General features: G+C 67.6%; 14 protein-coding genes and 1 rRNA gene. 5 read left to right on the top strand and 10 right to left on the bottom strand.

Going from position 1 to position 17,581, the window contains the following annotated elements:
• Nucleotides 1–20: 20 nt before the first annotated feature.
• A 5S ribosomal RNA gene (gene rrf, locus ACFLIM_RS30740) occupies nt 21–137 on the top strand.
• 79 nt (nt 138–216) lie between these two features.
• Here the strand turns inward: rrf and ACFLIM_RS30735 are convergent.
• Both ACFLIM_RS30735 and ACFLIM_RS30730 read right to left on the bottom strand, forming a co-directional pair.
• On the bottom strand, nt 217–549 hold the full coding sequence (locus ACFLIM_RS30735; protein WP_393171379.1) for an antibiotic biosynthesis monooxygenase family protein: 333 nt from the start codon (nt 547–549) through the stop codon (nt 217–219).
• A gap of 465 nt (nt 550–1,014) precedes the next feature.
• Nucleotides 1,015–1,779, bottom strand: coding sequence for a PhzF family phenazine biosynthesis protein (locus ACFLIM_RS30730; RefSeq protein WP_393171377.1), 765 nt, complete (start codon nt 1,777–1,779; stop codon nt 1,015–1,017).
• A gap of 168 nt (nt 1,780–1,947) precedes the next feature.
• Between ACFLIM_RS30730 and ACFLIM_RS30725 the strand changes: the two genes are divergently transcribed.
• The gene (locus ACFLIM_RS30725; protein ID WP_393171375.1) at nt 1,948–2,331 is read left to right on the top strand and encodes a cell division protein SepF; all 384 of its coding nucleotides are present in this window, start codon (nt 1,948–1,950) and stop codon (nt 2,329–2,331) included.
• 25 nt (nt 2,332–2,356) lie between these two features.
• Here the strand turns inward: ACFLIM_RS30725 and ACFLIM_RS30720 are convergent, their stop codons facing one another.
• From ACFLIM_RS30720 to ACFLIM_RS30700, 5 genes are all read right to left on the bottom strand, one after another.
• Nucleotides 2,357–3,688, bottom strand: a complete 1,332-nt coding sequence (locus ACFLIM_RS30720) for a hypothetical protein (RefSeq protein ID WP_393171373.1) — start codon at nt 3,686–3,688, stop codon at nt 2,357–2,359.
• 120 nt (nt 3,689–3,808) lie between these two features.
• Nucleotides 3,809–5,533, bottom strand: coding sequence for an arginine--tRNA ligase (argS, locus tag ACFLIM_RS30715; RefSeq protein WP_393171371.1), 1,725 nt, complete (start codon nt 5,531–5,533; stop codon nt 3,809–3,811).
• Entirely contained in the window at nt 5,530–7,833 is a 2,304-nt protein-coding gene (locus ACFLIM_RS30710; RefSeq protein WP_393171370.1) for an HAD-IC family P-type ATPase, read from the bottom strand. Before ACFLIM_RS30710 ends, argS begins: the two co-directional genes overlap by 4 nt.
• Nucleotides 7,834–7,874: 41 nt before the next feature.
• Nucleotides 7,875–8,894 (bottom strand): phosphate acyltransferase PlsX, encoded by a 1,020-nt coding sequence (plsX, locus tag ACFLIM_RS30705; RefSeq protein WP_393171368.1) that lies wholly within the window; start codon nt 8,892–8,894, stop codon nt 7,875–7,877.
• Nucleotides 8,895–9,067: 173 nt separating this feature from the next.
• Nucleotides 9,068–9,625, bottom strand: coding sequence for a DUF1707 SHOCT-like domain-containing protein (locus ACFLIM_RS30700; protein WP_393171366.1), 558 nt, complete (start codon nt 9,623–9,625; stop codon nt 9,068–9,070).
• 179 nt (nt 9,626–9,804) lie between these two features.
• On the opposite strand from ACFLIM_RS30700, the gene ACFLIM_RS30695 reads away from it, so the two are divergent.
• Nucleotides 9,805–11,121: a KamA family radical SAM protein gene (locus tag ACFLIM_RS30695; RefSeq protein ID WP_393171365.1), complete on the top strand. Its 1,317-nt coding sequence runs from the start codon at nt 9,805–9,807 to the stop codon at nt 11,119–11,121.
• Nucleotides 11,122–11,512: 391 nt separating this feature from the next.
• Complete coding sequence (locus ACFLIM_RS30690) at nt 11,513–12,490, top strand: hypothetical protein (protein WP_393171363.1); 978 nt, start codon at nt 11,513–11,515, stop codon at nt 12,488–12,490.
• 593 nt (nt 12,491–13,083) lie between these two features.
• Here the strand turns inward: ACFLIM_RS30690 and ACFLIM_RS30685 are convergent.
• The 3 genes from ACFLIM_RS30685 to ACFLIM_RS30675 all read right to left on the bottom strand — a co-directional run bounded on the left by ACFLIM_RS30685 (nt 13,084) and on the right by ACFLIM_RS30675 (nt 15,402).
• Complete coding sequence (locus ACFLIM_RS30685; RefSeq protein WP_393171361.1) at nt 13,084–13,239, bottom strand: hypothetical protein; 156 nt, start codon at nt 13,237–13,239, stop codon at nt 13,084–13,086.
• Between the two features lie 368 nt (nt 13,240–13,607).
• Nucleotides 13,608–14,474: an ABC transporter ATP-binding protein gene (locus ACFLIM_RS30680; protein WP_393171359.1), complete on the bottom strand. Its 867-nt coding sequence runs from the start codon at nt 14,472–14,474 to the stop codon at nt 13,608–13,610.
• Nucleotides 14,467–15,402, bottom strand: a complete 936-nt coding sequence (locus ACFLIM_RS30675; RefSeq protein WP_393171357.1) for an ABC transporter permease — start codon at nt 15,400–15,402, stop codon at nt 14,467–14,469. The genes ACFLIM_RS30680 and ACFLIM_RS30675 overlap by 8 nt, the downstream gene beginning before the upstream one ends.
• A 473-nt stretch (nt 15,403–15,875) precedes the next feature.
• Here ACFLIM_RS30675 and ACFLIM_RS30670 point away from each other — a divergent pair, with 473 nt between their 5' ends.
• Nucleotides 15,876–17,513: a peptide ABC transporter substrate-binding protein gene (locus ACFLIM_RS30670; RefSeq protein ID WP_393171355.1), complete on the top strand. Its 1,638-nt coding sequence runs from the start codon at nt 15,876–15,878 to the stop codon at nt 17,511–17,513.
• The last annotated feature ends 68 nt before the right edge of the window (nt 17,514–17,581 follow it).

Below are 17,581 nucleotides of genomic sequence, written 5' to 3'. Positions count from 1 at the left end.
GTTTGTGTGTTTCGGAGGGTTACGGCGGTTATGGCGGGAAGGAAACACCCGGTTACATTCCGAACCCGGAAGTTAAGCTTCTCTGCGCCGATGGTACTGCACTCGGGAGGGTGTGGGAGAGTAGGTCACCGCCGGACAATCGTTTGGGGAAGGGGCTCGACGCTTACGCGTCGGGCCCCTTTTCTGTTTCTGGGGCAGCACGCCGGGTGCGTAGGGTCAGCGATGGTGCACTGATTCGACGGCGTAGAGGTGTGGGTCGAAATGATCGGCAATGTCGGCGGCCTTGCTCATGTGCGCCTGGGCGGCCGGGTTGCCGAGCATGGCGTGGAAGGCGTCCGCGGTCTCCCACTGGGCGTAGTTGACCACCCTGGTGCCGTCGTCGCTGGCGTGGATGTTGGCAGCGATGAATCCGGGTAGGTGTCGCATCACCTCTTCGGTGGCGCTGACCAGCAGGTCAACCAGTTCGCGTTGGCGGTCGGCCTGGACAGTGAAGACGTTGATCAGGGTTGCGACCGGAGCGCCGGCAGTGATGGTGGTGGTTGCGGGCATCGCCCCTCCTCCATGTCAGGTTCCTTACATGAGAGATTATGTGTGACGCGCCCGGAGCTCCCGCAGCCGAACTCGCCCGCCGCACCTTTGTCACCCTGCAGTTCCTGCGAGACGTGCTCGTCGGCCTGAACAGGGCCGGGCTGGTCACCGTCGCCGAGCAGCCGACCGGCAGGCCGAGCCCTGCCGGTCACCCTCACCGACGCGGGCGAGTCACTGCTCGACCAGGCCGACAACATCGTGCTTGACGTGGAGAAGCGCCTGTCTCACTGGCTTTCCGCCCGATGAGGTGCAACGGCTGGCCTCCCTGCTCACCGCCTGCACCCGAAACCTGACGTAAGGGCGCTCGACTCAGCCGTGTGGGTGAACACGACCTCGGCTGTGAGACCGCCGTGACGGCTACGACGCGGACGGCTTCGACCCGGTGCTCGCCCGACTCCTCGCCGAGGCCTCGGAGTTCGCACGAGGCTAGATGTGCAGCGTGCCAGAGAGGACAGTCAGCGCCCGGCCGGCCAGGTGGACCCGGTCACCGGCGTGCGTTACGTGCACGATGCCGCCCCGCGCCGACAACTGGACGCCGGTCAGCGATGCCCGGCCCAGGCGGGCCGACCAGTACGGGGCAAGCGCGCAGTGCGCCGAACCCGTCACCGGGTCCTCGGGCACACCGACATTCGGAGCGAAGAAACGGGAGACGAAGTCCGTATCCGTGCCTCGCGCGGTGACGATGACGCCTCTCGCGTCCACGGCGGCCAGGGCTGCGATATCGGGGGCGAGCGAGCGTACCGTTTCCTCGGACTCCACCTCGACCAGCAGGTCGAGGTGGCTTTTTCCGACCCGCACGGGCGTGACCCCGAGTGCTTTCTCCAAGCCGTCGGGAACGGGGGCGGGGGTCACCTCCTTGGCCGGGAAATCCATTGTGATCATGCCGTCCGGCCGGCGATTCACGGTAAGCGTGCCGCTGGCGGTGGAGAATTCCAGCGGGCCGGTCGCGGCGCCGGTGGAATAGAGCACGTGAGCCGTCGCCAACGTGGCGTGACCACAGAGAGTGACCTCTACCGCCGGGGTGAACCAGCGAAGGGAATCTCCGAGCAGGAAGGCGGTCTCGGAGAGGTTCATCTCGGCGGCTACGCTCTGCATCCATCGGTCAGTAACTGGAGAGTCCAGCAGGCAGACCGCTGCGGGATTACCCTTGAAAGCTGTGTCGGTGAAGGCGTCAACGGTGAAGAGGCGCATGTGGCCGATGCTATACGGGGGGCGGAAATCCAGCTGCAAGCGGGCTGCAAGCCGTACAAAATGGAATTAGGGCTGGGCGTGTCGCGTGGCGAATGCGGAATCGTCGGTTACCGTCCAATGGGTAGGGACGTGCCGATTACGGTGAGTTCCTGAGGAAAGGACAAGCCGATGGGGGCAGTGCGCAAGGTGGTGAGCTACCTTGGCCTGGGCGGGATCGACCAATACGACGAGGGCTACGACGACGACGGGCACTACGAGGACGAGTACGTCCCTGCCACTGAGCGGGCCGCCAAGCGGTGGCGCCCGAACGTTGATTCGTCACGCATCGTGATGGTCCAGCCGCTCAAGTACAACGACGCGCCGTTGATCGGTCAGCACTTCCGTGACGGGCAGACGGTGATCATGGACGTTACGGGCATGCCGATGCCCGAGGCCACGCGGATGGTCGACTTCGCCGCTGGGCTGGCCTTCGGGTGCGAGGGGCGGATCGAGCGCATCGCCGACCGCGTCTTCCTGCTCGCGCCGGCTCACGTAGAGATCGAGACGACCTAACGCGAGATCGGGCCCGTCAGGTCATTCAAGCAGCGCGCGGGCCGCGACGGATCAGCCGGGTCAGCTCGGCTGCGTCGTCAGCGGCCTGCTTCGCGCGTGTGTCCGCTTCGCGGGCATACGCGTGCAGGGCCCACACCGCCCCCTCAGCCAGCTCCTTCAGCTCGTTGACCTGGGCGGCCACGTAGCGGGCGTCGGCTTCGACGAGCTTGCGGCGCTGCCAGAGCTGCCAGCAGGACAGGCCGATCATGGCTATTCCCGCCGCCGCGAGCAGGCTGTCGACCAGCGCCGCGCCGATGAGGCAGGCCACCCCCGCCACGATCAGCACCATGGCGGCCCACGGGCGGGCGCGCGGCACGACTCCGTCGGTGACGATCGCGTCCTCGGCCGTGGCGAGCGAAGACTGTTCAGGGCCCTCGGGTCGCAGGTGGATGCGGTGGCCGAGAAGCGGGACGGTCAGCGTGGCGGGCGGCTCCAGGCGGCTGTCGGCCTCGAGCTCCTCGGCCACGCCACGCAGGATCGGCGCCGCCACGTGCAGGGCGATCGCCGCCAGGTGCGGGTCCGCGCCCGGCCGCAGGTCATCGAGCAGGTACGAGCTGAGCGAAGCCATCGGCCCGGCCGGCCCGCCCTGGCCGATCAGCGAGCGCAGTACGGCGAGCGGCTCATCCTCGGCCCAGGCCACAGCCGGGCTGCCCGAGTTGTTGACGAGCGGGGCGGAGGAGTCGTGCTCGGCCTGCCGTGCCGAGGTGATCTCCGCGCAGCGGCCGCGTAGCCTGGCCAGCCGGGCGGCGGCCACGGCAGGTCTGGCCAGCTCCGGAATTTCGGCCATTTCCGGAAAGTCGACCAGTGACGGTGGCACCACGACCGACGGCTCGCCCGGCACGAGTGCCTGCACCCACTGCTCGGGATCGGCGTGCTCCTGCACGGCCAGCGCATCGAGCTTGCGCAGCACGAAAATCTTGCCGGCGGGGCCGTATGCGCCCCTGGCGGCGGCCAGCCAGAGCGAGCGTTGCCCGTGGGAGACCGGCCGGTCGAGCGACAGGTCGCCGAAGGCGGTGCCGAGCCAGGAGGCGTGAATGCGGCTGCCCTGCCCGGACACCGCGAGTGCCAGGCAGAGAAAGAGCGCGGTCTGCTGCTGGTCGCGACCCGCGGCCTTGCTCAGCGGCTCGAGAGGGTCCTCGCCGGCGAGGATGGCGACCAGCGCTTCGACCGCCGGGGGCAACCAGTAGCCGGGCATGTCGCGGAAGCCCGGCGGGGCGGGAGGTGCGCTGCCGTTGGCGGCGAGGTGCGCCAGCAGTGCTTCGGCGTAGCGATGCAACTCCGTCGCTGCAGGGGGGCTCGCAGTCAGGTCCGTGCTCAAGGCAGAGAACTCCCCCATTTCGGCCTCAGTTCATGACCGCGTAAAGCCTAACCGTTTGGGCGCGCCAACGAGGTGGAGGCGCGCCCACGACGGATCGGGGCTCTTTGAGCTAACTGCCTGTTACATGCGCTCGGGGACAGGGACGCCCAGAAGGTCGAGCCCGGTCTCCAGCACGCGCAGCGTCAGGGCGCAGAGGGCCAGGCGGTAGGCTCTGGTCTCTGGGTCGGGCGCCTTGATCACCGGACATTCCTCGTAGAACGTGCTGTACAGGCTGGCGGTCTGGAAGAGGAAGGCGCACAGTCGGTGGGGCTCGGACTCGGCGGTCACCTGCGAGGTCAGCTCGCCGAAGCCCAGCAGGTGGAGGCCCAGCGCGCGCTCGGCGGGCGCGGCCAGCACGATGGGAGCCGTCGCGTCGGCCGGGTCGACCCCGGCCTTGCGGAAGATGGAGCGGATCCGGGCCGTCGCGTACTGCATGTAAGGGCCGGTGTTGCCGGTGAAGCCGAGCATGCGGTCGAAGTCGAAGACGTACTCGCTGTCGTGGCTGACCGACAAATCGGCATATTTCACCGCACCCATGCCGACGGCATGTGCGATCTCCTTCCGGGTGGTCTCGTCGTACCCCCGGTCGGCGATCGCGGCCGTGGCCCGGTCGATGGCCTCCTGGAGCAGGTCCATCAGCTTGACGGACTCGCCAGAACGCGTCTTGAACCTGCGCCCGTCCTTGCCCAGCATCATGCCGATCTGGACGTGCTCGGCCGAGACCGTGTCGGGCAGCCAGCCCGCCAGCTGCGCCGAGGCGAACACCATCCGGAAGTGCAGCGCCTGGTCGGAGCCTACGACGTAGAGGATGCGGTCGGCCTTGAGATCGTGGACCCGGTAGCGGATGGCGGCCATGTCCGTGGACGCGTAGCCGTAGCCGCCGTCGCTCTTTCTGATGATGAGCGGCAGCGGCTTGTCGTCGGAGCCGGTGAAACCCGGCGGGAACAGGCAGAGCGCGCCCTCGCTCATCACCGCGGCCCCGGACGCCTCCAGGTCGTCGCACGTCTTTTCGAGCATGGGGTTGTACATGCTCTCGCCGGCGAGGTCGGCGTCGGTCAGCGTGACGCCGAGCAGGGTGTAGAGCTTGTTGAAGTAGCGGACGGTGGCGTCCATGAACACGTGCCAGAGCCGCATGGTGTCGGGATCGCCCGACTGCAGCGTGGTCACCCGCACGCGCGCGCGCAGCTTGAACGTGTCGTCGCTCTCGAACTTGGCCCGCGCCGCCTGGTAGAACTCCGTGCCCATGCCGGCTTCGAGCTGGGCGACCGCGGTCTCCTCGCCGATGTCGAGCAGGTGCTCGATGAGCATGCCGAACGGCGTGCCCCAGTCGCCCAGGTGGTTTTGCCTGATCACGGTGTTGCCGAGGTGCTCGTGCAGGCGGGCCAGCGAGTCGCCGACGATCGTGGTGCGCAGGTGGCCGACGTGCATCTCCTTGGCCGCGTTCGGCGCGGAGTAGTCGATCACCACGGTCTGCGACGGCGTGATCGTGCCGACGCCGAGCCGCGGGTCGGTCAGCATGCGCCGGGCCTCGGACTCGATCCAGGAGTCGTCGAGGGTGATGTTGAGGAAGCCGGGGCCGCTGACCTCGACCGTGCCGGGAAAGTCCGACAACTCCGCCTTGATCGCCTCCGCGACCTCCCGCGGTGCCCGTCGCAGGCGCTTGGCCAGGCTCATCGCGACGTTCGCCTGGAAGTCGGCGAACTGGGACGGCCGGATCAGCGGGTCTGCGTCGGCGTGCTCCGTACCGAACGCGTGTGCCAGCGCCTGCTGGACGCGCTCGGTGAGCACTATCTGCGGGTCGGTCATGTTCTAAGGGTACCGGCGACCTTGACCGCGATGCTGATCGCCGCGGCAGCCACGATCGAGATGCCGACGGCGGTCAGGTCGTTGCTGATGTCGCCCGGTTCGAGCGCGAAGAACCGCCTGACGAAGGGCAGCGTCAGGCCGATCGCGAACACCACCGCCATCGACCCGACCAGCGCCACCCGCCACCAGTTCAGCGGCCTGGCGATCAGCACGAGCACCCACCACGTGGTGAGGAAGAGCGTGATCACCGCCGACGTCTGGTCCTCGACGAGGGTGGAGGTGCCCTTGTGCGCGGCCCAGAACGACAGCAGCACCGCCGCCGCGCACAACACCCCGGCGGGTACGGCGAAACGCAGCACCCGGCGTACGAACCCGGGCTTGGAGCGCTCGAGCGTGGGCGCGAGCGCGAGGAAGAACGCCGGGATGCCGATGGTCAGGGCGTTCGTCAGGGTCGAGTGGCGGGGCGCGAACGGGAACATCACCCCGGCCACCCCCACCAGCAGCGACAACACGATCGCGTAGAAGGTCTTGGTGAGGAACAGGTTGGAGACCCGTTCGATGTTGGCCAGCACCCGCCGGCCTTCGCCCACGACGTGCGGCAGTGTGGCGAACTTGTTGTCCAGCAGCACCACCTGCGCGACCGCCTTGGTCGCCGGGCTGCCCGCGCCCATCGCGATGCCCAGGTCGGCGTCCTTCAGCGCGAGCACGTCGTTGACGCCGTCGCCGGTCATGGCCACGGTGTGGCCTCGGGCCTGCAGCGCCGCGACGAACTCCCGCTTCTGCCGCGGGCTGACCCGGCCGAAGACGGCGTGGGAGTCCAGCAGCTCGCCCAGCTTTTGCGGGTCGTCATGGGGGAGGGTTCTGGCGTCCACCGAACGGTCGCCGTCCGGGATCTCCAGGCCGGTCGCGATGGCGGAGACGGCCGTCGGGTTGTCGCCCGAGATGATCTTGACCGTCACGCCCTGCTCGGCGAAGTAGCGCAGGGTCTGGTGCGCGTCGGGTCTGATGCGCTGCTTGAACGTGACGAGCGCGACCGGCTCCACGATCTCCGTGGTGGCGAGGTTGTCCGTACGGCAGAGCGCCAGCACACGCGTCCCGGTCGCGGCCAGCTCGGCGGCCCTGACGTAGCCGTCGCCCCCGTCGAGCAGCACGTCGGGAGCCCCCAGCACCCAGGCGCCCCGCTCGCCGAAGTCCGCCCCGCTCCACTTGCGCGCCGAGGAGAACGGCACCGTCTCGGTGGCCGACCACCCCTCCTGGGCCTGCGGGTAGCGGGCCTGGATGGCCTGGGCGGTGGCGTTCGGCTGGTAGTCGAGGTGGGCCAGGGCGGCCAGCGCGTCGTCGACCGGCTGGTCGTCACGCAGCGGGAGCACCTGGTCGAGGTCCATGCCGCCGGCGGTGAGAGTGCCCGTCTTGTCCAGGCAGAGCACGTCCACCCTGGCCAGGCCCTCGATCGCGGGCAACTCCTGGACCAGGCATTCGCGGCGGCCCAGGCGTACGACACCGACGGCGAACGCGATCGAGGTCATCAGCACCAGGCCCTCGGGGATCATGGTGACGATGCCCGCGACCGCGCCGGTGATCGCGGTGCCGAGGTCGGCCGAGTTGACGAGCTGGCTGACGATCAGCAGGGCGCCGATGGGGATGACCAGCCAGGTGAGGTACTTGATGAACCTCGCCACGCCGTCGCGCAGCTCAGAATGGGCGAGGTGGAACTTGCTGGCCTCTTCCGCGAGCTTCACCGCGTACGCGTCGGTGCCGACCTTCGTGGCCACGAACGAGCCGGAGCCCGCCACCGCGAAGCTGCCCGACAGGACATGGTCGCCCGGCTGCTTGTGCACGGGGTCGGCCTCGCCGGTCAGCAGCGACTCGTCCACCTCCAGCCCGCGGGACTCGACCACCTCGCCGTCCACCAGCAGGCGGTCGCCGGAGCCGAGCAGGATCAGGTCGCCCAGCACCACCTGGCGGGGCTCGATCAGCCGCTCCCCGCCGTCGCGCCGCACCCTGACCGGGGCCTCGTTGATCACCGCGAGTTTGTCGAGCGTACGCTTGGCGCGTACCTCCTGGATGATGCCGATTAACGCGTTGGCCACGATGACGAGCCCGAACAGGCTGTCCTGCCACTCGCCGAAGATCAGGATCAGCGCCCAGAGCACGCCGATGACGAGGTTGAACAGGGTGAAGACGTTCGCCCTGAGGATCGCGCTCAGCGACCTGCTCGACCGGCGCGGGACGTCGTTGGTCTTCGCGCCCGCCACCTGTGCCGAAGTGAGCCCGTGCGCCACCGAGGTGAGCCCGTCCACATAACCCCCCGTTTCTGTGGATCGGGTCTCACCCTAAGGGTTTACCAGAGCCTGTGGGAGCGCCCCGTGGCGGCTATCCTGTCGCCGATTCTGGCCACGATTCCCTCCGCCGACAGGTCGGCCGCGAGCTGGCAGGCGGCGCTGATCCCCTGCGCCTTGGACGAGCCGTGGGCGATGACGACGGTGCCGTTCAGGCCGAGCAGCACGGCTCCGCCGTACGCCTCCGCGTCCAGGCGGCGGCGCAGCTCGCGGATGCGGGAACGTTGCATGAAGGCGCCCAGCCTGGCCGGCCTGCTGCCGCTGATGGCCTCCCTGAGCTCGGTGAACGCGTATCGTACGGTGCCTTCCATGGTCTTCAGGGCCACGTTGCCGGTGAAGCCGTCCGTGGTGATCACGTCTACCTTGCCGGTCAGGAGATCGTGGCCTTCGACGTTGCCGGCGAACTGGAGGCCGGGGGAGCCCTGCAGGAGCTCGTAGGCGCGTTTGACCAGTTTGTTGCCCTTTTCCGCCTCGCTGCCGATCGTGAGCAGGCCGACGCGGGGGTCCTCGATGTCGTAGGCCAGCTCGGCGTACGCCGCTCCCAGGTGGGCGAACTGCACCAGCATTTCCGGCTTCGCCTCGGCGTTGGCGCCGGCGTCGAGGAGCAGGGTCGGCTTGGGGCGCGTGGGCAGGGCCACGGCGATGGCCGGTCGGAGCACGCCCTGCTGGGCCTTGAGCCGCAGCCTGCCGGTGGCCACGATTCCCGCCGTCGAGCCCGCGGACACGATCGCGCCGGCGTCGCCTCGGCGTACGAGGTGGCAGGCGACCGCGATGCTGGAACGGGGACGGCGCAGGCTCGCCAGCGCGCCTTCGTCCATCGCCAGGGCCTCCTCGGCCCGTACGATCGGGACCTCCTTGGTGGCGTCGTGGTCGGTCAGCGCCTCGTACAGCACTCGCGGGGAGCCGACGAGCACGACTTGCAGGCCGCGCTCCCGCACGGCATGCACCGCTCCCGCCACGATTTCGTGCGGTGCATGGTCACCGCCCATGGCGTCGAGCGCGATGGGCCTGGTTTCGGACAATTATCACCTCGTACGGCATCGAGCCCGCCGTCACGGTGTGTCCGCATCACAGGCATGGCACGTGCCAGGTTAAACCGGCGGGTAGGCCCTGTTGGTTCCCGCCCGGCCGCGTTCCAGTCCTGCCCCGGCCGCGCGCTGTCCGGTGGCGCGGTGCCGGTGGGGTGGGGCTGGGGTCAGTGGAGGTTCCAGTCGTCCATTCCGCGGGACACGATCACCTTCGAGAACTTCGACTTCCCCGTCACCCGGATCAGCGGTCCGTCCGCCTGGGAGCCGCCCGTCACGTTACGCTTGCCGAACATCGAGCCGCCTTCGTCGATCACATGCGCGTTGTCCGGCACGCGAACGATCAGCTTGCTGAACCACGCGTTCGTCTCAATGGTGATCTCGCGCCCAGGCAGGACCGCTTCCGACAGGTCGATGATGAGCGCCCCGAACCGGGCGGACAGCCGGGTGTGGCGGGAGGCCACCCAGCGGCCCTTGCGGACGATCTTGCTGAACTTCGAATCTATGACCTGCTGTTCGACGGCGACAGGTAGGTTGGAAACGGACACTTCGGGCAGGTCCCGAGTGATGGGTACGAGTTCGCCGACTGTCTTCGCCGTGTAGGCGACCTCGAGCCGGTCGGCGTGCTCGACGCTGGTGAGTCTTCCGGTGGCGAGCGCCTCGCCCAGCACCGCGGCCACGCGGTCCCGGTCGGCGTCTGAGGCGCGCAGGTCTGGATCGTCGGTCACGATATATGAGTGTATGCCTGTTCGCGATATGTCGCGAGTGTCCGTGAAACCTCAAGGAAAACTTGGAGCCCAGCGGAACCAGTGACGTGGCGGGACGCGTCCGGGTATTAAGAACCGTAGACGCGCGACAGGGTCGTGAGGTTTACACCCGTTCGAACAAAAAAGATGGGAAAGGCCTAGTGATCTTGAACCAAGCAGGCACCCGACGCTTCAAGGCGTACACGTCCAAGCACCTCGACGAGCTCCTGCAGCGTGCGGGGCTCGGCGACGAAGAGCGGCTGAAGGTCCGTGCCGTCGCCACGGTGCTGCCGTTCCGGACGAACGCCTACGTCGTGGATGAACTCATAGATTGGTCGGCTGCGCCCGACGACCCCATCTACCGGCTCGTCTTCCCGCAGGAGGACATGCTTCCCGCGGCCGACGTCGCCCGGCTGGCCGACCTGCTGAAAGCCGAGGCGCCCAACGCGGAGATCCAGGCCGAGGCGAATCGGGTGCGCGCACAGCTCAACCCACATCCGGCGGGCCAGAAGGAGCTCAACGTCCCGAAGATGGACGAGGAGCCGGTCCCTGGCATGCAGCACAAATATCCGGAGACTGTGCTGTTCTTCCCCAAGCAGGGGCAGACCTGTCATGCGTACTGCACCTACTGCTTCAGATGGGCGCAGTTCGTCGGTGATGCGGACCTGAAGTTCGCCTCCGACGACATCGACCAGATGGTGTCCTACATTCGGCAGCATCCCGAGGTCACCAGCGTCCTGATCACCGGGGGCGACGCGATGATCATGGGCGAGCCGGTGATCAGGCGGTATATCGGGCCGCTGCTGGAGCTGGAGCAGCTCGAGTCCATCAGGATCGGCACCAAGGCGCTGGCCTACTGGCCGCAGCGCTTCACCACCGATCCCGACGCCGACGCCACGCTCGGGTTGTTCGAGGAGGTGGTCGGCGCGGGCAAGAACCTCGCGTTCATGGCCCACTTCTCGCATCCGCACGAGCTGGAGTCGCCGCTGGTCGAGTCGGCCGTCAAACGCATACTCGGCAGCGGGGCCACGATCAGGACCCAGGCGCCGCTGATCAGGTCCATCAACGACGATCCCGCGGTGTGGTCACGCATGTGGCGGCGGCAGCACAGGATGGGGATGATTCCCTATTACATGTTCGTCGAGCGGGACACCGGGCCACAGGACTACTTCGCGGTGCCGCTGGCTCGCGCGTACGAGATCTTCAGGGACGCCTACTCGTCGGTCTCGGGGCTGTGCCGTACAGTCCGCGGGCCGTCGATGTCGGCCACACCCGGCAAGGTGTGCGTCGACGGCGTCACGGAAATCGCGGGGGAGCAGGTGTTCATGCTCCACTTCATCCAGGCCCGCGACCCGTCGCTCGTGGGGCGGCCGTTCTTCGCGCGCTACGACCCGGCCGCGGTCTGGCTGACGGATCTGCGCCCGGCCTTCGCCGAACGTTTTCCGTTCGAGCCCGCGGAAGCTCTCTTGCCCGTCTGAGCCGGTCGCGCGCGTCCATCGCGACCGGAAAATCCGCCTCCCCGGCCCGTGACAATTGTTTTCGCGACCCTTTGTTCACGGGTCGCCGGGGCGCACCTACGCGTGCCAAGCGGGTGCCGCGCAATATCGGAAACAAGACCCTCCTATTACCCGTTTTGTCTTCCCGCTCAACGCTCCCCCTTTACTCGGTAACCGGGCTGCAAACCCCTGCTACATGGGCTTTCATGCGCCTGCGGCCGATCACAACCAGTGATAGAACTGCTTGCGTAGCTCAGCCGTGACGGCACGCTTCGTGTGGTGCCCATAGCGCGCCCGCCACGGCATTCGGGGGTCATCGATTCGCATTTCCACTGCATTCGAGAGCGATCGATCACGAGCCGGGAAGGCAACCATGAATCGAGTAGTCAAGACGGCGGTCGCCGTCACAGCATTCGGCTTGGCGGCGGCTTTGGCCGTGCCGGCGCAAGCGGAAGTTCAATACAACACCGCCAGGTACGCTCCCATCGACGCACCGAGCGGCGGCACCACCGCGGGCGCCAGCCCGATCGGCGGCCTGCTGGGCGGCCTGGTCGGCGGCGGCCTGCTCAACGGCCTGCTGGGCGGCGGCGCCAAGGCCAAGTCGGGCGGCCAGATGACCGACGTCCAGCGCGACATCGCCGCGGAGAACCGGCAGCAGGCCGAAACCACCACGGCCAACGCCGCAGAGGACGTCACCCGCCACGGAGGCCCGCTGCCCGAGCTGTCGCCGATCGTAGGCGGGATCCCGCTCGGCGGGGGCGGCCTGACCGAGTCGCTGCCCGTGCTGGGCGGTGCGGCCCGCATGGCACAGCCGTCGGTCAAGGCAGGCAAGCAGAGCCAGGACCAGGCCGTCACCCAGGACGCCACCGTGCGCGGCGCAATGGGTGCGACGTCCGGCCTGCTGGACTCGTCCGTCGGGAACGCGATGGGCAAGGTGACCGGCACCAACCTGCTGCCGGGCGGCGGCACCAGCGTCACGGACATCAGCGGCGCCACGGCCAAGACCCTGAACAGCGCCACCACGGGCGTCGAGGCCCTGTCCGCCGACACCGTCCTGGCCGGGCTCACCCAGGCCGCCAGGCGCGCGCTGCCGCACGCCGCGAGCGGCGAGCTGTCCCCGATGGTCGGCCAGGTGGCACCCGCCGAGGTGGCGCCGGTCGTCGAGGCGCTGCCTGGCACCACCCAGGCCGCCTCCGTGGACGAGCTCACCCCGCTCGTCGAGGACACCTCGGGCTTCGTCACGTCCAACGGGACCAAGGCCGCCGGTTCGTACAGCGGCGTGGTGGCCGCACTGGGATGGACCACCGACGCGCTGACGAGCTCGGTGCGGGACTCCTGGATTCGCGACTAGCCGCGATGGAGGCGCTGACGAACGTGGCCTCGCCGAGGACCTGCATGACGGTTCGCGGGCGTCCTAGGTGCCGACGCCCGGGCACCGGCCGTGGCGGCGACGAGGCGGGACCGTTCGCGCGCCCCAGCTGTTCCCTGACGGCGACATTCCCCTTGACCGGGACGCCGTCACACTGACGCGCCAGGCCGATCAGGGTGCTCACAGGTGCCGAGCGCCCGGGGGCACTGGCGCGCGTGGGTTGCGAGCCCCCGCACTGGCGGGCGGCTCATGACGGGCCTGGGCGGACGCGCCCACGCCCGGGGAGCGCTCGCGCACCGCGCCGCCACTGCAGGGCAGCGGCGCCGCACGAGCCCCCCACCGCCGGCCCCGATCTCTTTTGGGGCCGGCGGTCCTATTCAAAAGCCCATCTTGTACGGCAGAGCCAAGTGAGCCGCCACCCGCCGCACGTGGCCGGTGGCCTCCAGGAAGACGCTCGCTGACCGCCACATGGCCGGGCGCCGTAACGCCGCAGTCTTGACCGTCTAAGGCTGACCTGTCACCCGCTGAGCCACCCCCGCGTGGCACCCCCGCGCCAGGCGTATGCCGTTGGACCCTCAGGGAAGGCGGACGCCGGTGCGGCGGCCTATTTGGGCCTGGAGGCGGGCCATCTGCCAGTGCAGCTCCAGGAGCTGTTCGGCGAGCTGCATCCGCGGGATCTCCGACACGTCCTCGGTGGCCAGGTGGTCAATCGCGGCCGAAAGCTCTCCCATCGCGCGCCCCCACTCCATCACCGTTCCTCAGATCGAATTGGCGTTCGAATCCTATCGGAACGGGAGGCTCGCTGTCAGTCTTTTGCCCCTCAGGTAGCTCTGGTTTCGCACACAAGATCGAAATGCTGGAAGGCCGAGCGAAACCACGGAGCCGGCCAGCGTGGGCTCGCGTAACGGCGGCCCGCCACTGAAGGGTCAGAGGCCGTTTCCTGGAGGGCCGGCAACTGTCTACGGCGGGTGGCCGACCACGGCGACGCGTAAAAGATCGAAAAGGTGTTGGGTCAGAGGCCGTTTCCTGGAGGGCCATCAGCCGAAGTGCGGCGGGTGGCAGGCCACGGCAACGCGTAAAATATGAGGATTTTGAGGGATCAGCCCTTGTTATAGGCGGCGATGACTTCCTTCGGGTCGCCGTCCATCTTGATCTTGCCCTTGTGCAGCCAGATGACGCGGTTGCAGGTCTCCTCGATGACCTTGAGGTCGTGGGCCACGAGGAACACCGTGCCGGCCGACTCGCGGATCTGGCGGATGCGCTCCTCGCTCTTCTTGCGGAACTCGCGGTCGCCCGTCGCCAGGGCCTCGTCGATGAGCAGGACGTCATGCGTCTTGGCGGAGGAGATGGCGAAGCGCAGGCGGGCGCCCATGCCGGAGGAGTAGGTGGACATCGGCAGTTGAACGAACTCATCGATGCCGGAGAAGTCGACGATCTCCTGGTATTTGTCGCGGACCTCGGCGGGCGTCATGCCCATGGCGTAACAGCCGAGGACGATGTTGCGCTCGCCGGTCAGCTCGCGCATGAGGGCCGCGTTGACGCCGAGCAGCGAGGGCTGGCCGTCGGTGTAGACGGCGCCCTCGTGCGGCGGCAGCAGGCCCGCGATGGCCCTTAGCAGCGTGGACTTGCCCGAGCCGTTGCGCCCCACGATGCCGATTGCGTCGCCGTGGTAGGCCACGAAGGTCACGCCCTTGACGGCGTGCACCTCCTTCATCTGCGGGCGGCCCTGGCGCTTGAGAATGCGCGTGAGGGCGTTGACCGCGTTGCCCTTCTCCGTGTCGCTGGCCGCACCGTAGACGCGGTAGACGATGTGGAGGTCGTCGACGATGACGGTAGGAGTGCCCGTGGGGACGTCGAGGGGCCGTTTGCCCTGAGGCTCCGGGTCGGGATGCACTCTCACATCCTCGCCGGGGACGGCGGGCTTCTCGCCCATCACCTGTGACAGCTCCTTGGTCAGTTCAGCCACGCCCGTACCTCTCCTCGGACCGCCAGAAGTACCAGAAGCCGAAGCCGAGTGCGAACACCGCCCAGAATACGCAAGACATCCACACCATCGGCGGGGGCTGGTGGCCGAACTGCGGGTTGTGCGACTTGATGAGGATCTCGCGCATCCACTCGATGAAGGATGCGGCCGGGTTGAGGTACATCACGTTCGCGACCCACTGCGGCAGGCCCGCGGAGCCGACCACCTTGTCCTGGATGGAGAAGAAGACGCCGGAGGCGTAGAGCCAGGTGCGCGTGATGAACGGCAGCAACTGGTTGAGGTCGCGCATCGTGGCCCCGAGCCTGGCGATCACCAGGCCGGCGCCGATGTTGAACATCGTCTGCAGCAGCAGCACGACGGGGATCATGAGCCAGAACCAGTTGGGCCATTCCTTGGTGGCGACCACCAGGGTGAGCAGCACGCCCATGGAGATGGCGAGCTGCTGGAGCTCCTGGATCGTGTAGGCCAGCGGCAGCGACGCCCTGGGGAAGTGCAGCGCCCTGATGAGCGACAGGTTGCCCGAGATCGACTTGGCGCCCGCGGTGACCGTGCGCTGCGTGAAGGTGAAGATGAACATCCCAGTCAGCAGGAACGCCGGGTAGTTGACGATGTTCTTGCTGCCGCCCAGGATGACCCCGAACATCAGGAAGTAGATCGCGGCGTTGAGCAGGGGGGTCAGCACCTGCCAGAGCTGGCCGAGTGCCGAGTTGGAGTATTTCGAGACGTTGCGCGAGGTGGCGTACGTCAGGATGAAGTGCCGCCGCTCCAACAGCTGGCGCATGTAGACAGGAAACCTCGGCCGCGCGATGGCACGGCGAAGTCCGTATCTCTGGGCGAGCTTGGCCAGCGGCTCCTGCCCGCTTCGGCCGCCCGCCTGGGCGTCCGCGACAGCGGATTCCGGCTGGCTCATGGCAAGGACTCTATTGGATCCCGGTCGGTGGGGTGCCTGCCGCACACGGTTGGCGGCAGTCAGTTGGACGGAGTCTTACGCCGCCGGGTTCCAAGGCGCCGTCAAGACCTGCTCAACCGTAGCCCAGCGGGCCGGGGCGCGGCGGCAAGGGCGCGAGCACAGTCGTGTAGAGGGTAGTTTTCACCGACTGTTCACGTCCAGACCCTACCTATTGGGGTCGATTTGCCGTGTTTGATGCTCATAGGGCTAAATGTCTGTGACGCTGGATAGGCGTACGTGTGACCGAACTGCAACGCGCCAGAGACTCCCTGGTGGCAAGTAGTAAGGGATAGTCGCGATCGACTGGCAGGGCGTCGGCTGGTTTGACCATGTCAGCCAAACCCGGGGGGATACCAGGACCCCTCCGTCAGGCTGCTCACGATCATCGCAGCTCAGTGCTTACGCCCACCTGTAGAGGGAGGAATTCTTTCACCATGCGTGTTACTAAGGGCGCACAGATCGTCGCCGGTACCGCGCTGCTCGCCCTCGCGGTTGCCGCGTGTGGCGGCGGTGCCTCGGAATCCGGTGGCACTGCCGCGGGCGGCGGAGAGACGCCGGTCCGCATGGAAATCGGCGAGCCGCAGGAGCTCCTGAACCCGCAGAACACAACCGAGACCGAGGGTTCCGAGGTTCTCGCGGCGGTGTTCGAGCCGTTGGTCAGCTACAACGAGAACAAGGAGCCGGTCGAGGCGGCCGCCGAGTCGGTCACCACGACGGACAGCAAGGTCTGGACGATCAAGCTGAAGTCCGGCTACACGTGGCAGGACGGCACCGCCGTGACCGCCGCGGACTACGCCCGCGCGTGGAACTACGCCGCCCTCCAGGACAACGCCATGGGCTCGTCCTACTTCTTCGGTCGCGTCGACGGTTACAACGACGTGCACCCGGGTGAGGGCAAGACGCCGACGGCCAAGGAGATGAAGGGTCTCAAGGTCGTCGACGACCTCACGCTCGAGGTCACGCTCTCGGCGCCGTTCTCGCAGTTCAAGACGATGCTCGGCTACACCGCCTTCTATCCGATGCCGAAGTCGGCCATCGGCCCCGACGGCAAGGTGACCCAGGCCTACGGCGAGCAGCCGATCGGGCAGGGCCTGTTCAAGCTGGACAAGCCCTACAAGAAGGGCACCGACCAGGCCATCGACCTGACGGTGTACGACAAGTTCCCCGGCGCCAAGCCGAAGGGCTGGACCAAGCTGCAGTTCAAGGTCTACGTGAGCTCCGAGACGGCGTTCAACGACCTGCAGGCCGAGAACCTCGACATCCACGACTCCCTCCCGCCCTCGACGATCGCCACGGCCAAGGCCGCACTCGGTGACCGCTACCATGACGAGCCCGACGCCGCGGTCGGCTACATCGGCGTGCCGCTGAAGTACAACCCGGACTTCAAGAACCCGGACGTCCGCAAGGCCATCTCGCTGGCCATCGACAGGAAGACCATCGCCGAGACGGTCTTCTCCGGCACCCGCGCCCCCGCCGACGACTTCATCAACCCCGCCATCCCCGGTTACCGGCAGGGCGCCTGCGCGGCCTGCACCTACAACCCGGCCGAGGCCAAGAAGCTGTACGACGCCGCGGGCGGTCCCAAGTCCATCGAGCTCGGCTACAACGCCGACGGTGGCCACAAGGAGTGGATCGAGGCGGTTGCCAACGGCCTGCGGTCCAACCTGGGCATCGATGTCACGCCGAAGCCGTTCGAGAAGTTCCAGGGCATCCTGGACGCTCTGGACGCCAAGGAGTACAAGGGCCTGTTCCGCATGGGCTGGGCCATCGACTACCCGTCGGCGGAGAACTACCTGACCCCGATCTTCAGCACCGGCGCCATCGAGACCGGCTCCAACTACGGCGGCTACTCCAACAAGGAGTTCGACGACCTGGTCGCCAAGGGTGACCAGGCCACCGACGCCGCCGAGGGGCTGAAGTTCTACCAGCAGGCCGACGACATCCTGATCAAGGACCTCCCGTACATCCCGGTTTACTTCTACCGGAGTAACTTCGGGTACTCCTCGAAGGTCAATAACGTCAAGCTCAACCTGCTCAACCAGGTTGAGTGGGCCGACGTCACGAAGTCCTGACGTCGTTCGCCGGGTGGGCGGCGCTTGCCGTCCACCCGGCGGAGGGCTGAGCTTGGAGGCAGTCATTC

This window comes from Nonomuraea marmarensis (assembly GCF_043197025.1).
Taxonomy (GTDB): Bacteria; Actinomycetota; Actinomycetes; order Streptosporangiales; family Streptosporangiaceae; genus Nonomuraea; species Nonomuraea marmarensis.
This window is presented reverse-complemented; position numbering and strand designations above follow the sequence as displayed.

What these genes read in the sequence shown, in the direction of transcription:
- ACFLIM_RS30670 (WP_393171355.1), top strand. Translation starts at nt 15,876, where the DNA reads ATGCGTGTTACTAAGGGCGCACAGATCGTCGCCGGTACCGCGCTGCTC.
- ACFLIM_RS30735 (WP_393171379.1), bottom strand. Translation starts at nt 549, where the DNA reads ATGCCCGCAACCACCACCATCACTGCCGGCGCTCCGGTCGCAACCCTG.
- ACFLIM_RS30690 (WP_393171363.1), top strand. Translation starts at nt 11,513, where the DNA reads ATGAATCGAGTAGTCAAGACGGCGGTCGCCGTCACAGCATTCGGCTTG.
- ACFLIM_RS30730 (WP_393171377.1), bottom strand. Translation starts at nt 1,779, where the DNA reads ATGCGCCTCTTCACCGTTGACGCCTTCACCGACACAGCTTTCAAGGGT.
- ACFLIM_RS30675 (WP_393171357.1), bottom strand. Translation starts at nt 15,402, where the DNA reads ATGAGCCAGCCGGAATCCGCTGTCGCGGACGCCCAGGCGGGCGGCCGA.
- ACFLIM_RS30685 (WP_393171361.1), bottom strand. Translation starts at nt 13,239, where the DNA reads ATGGGAGAGCTTTCGGCCGCGATTGACCACCTGGCCACCGAGGACGTG.
- ACFLIM_RS30725 (WP_393171375.1), top strand. Translation starts at nt 1,948, where the DNA reads ATGGGGGCAGTGCGCAAGGTGGTGAGCTACCTTGGCCTGGGCGGGATC.
- argS (WP_393171371.1), bottom strand. Translation starts at nt 5,533, where the DNA reads ATGACCGACCCGCAGATAGTGCTCACCGAGCGCGTCCAGCAGGCGCTG.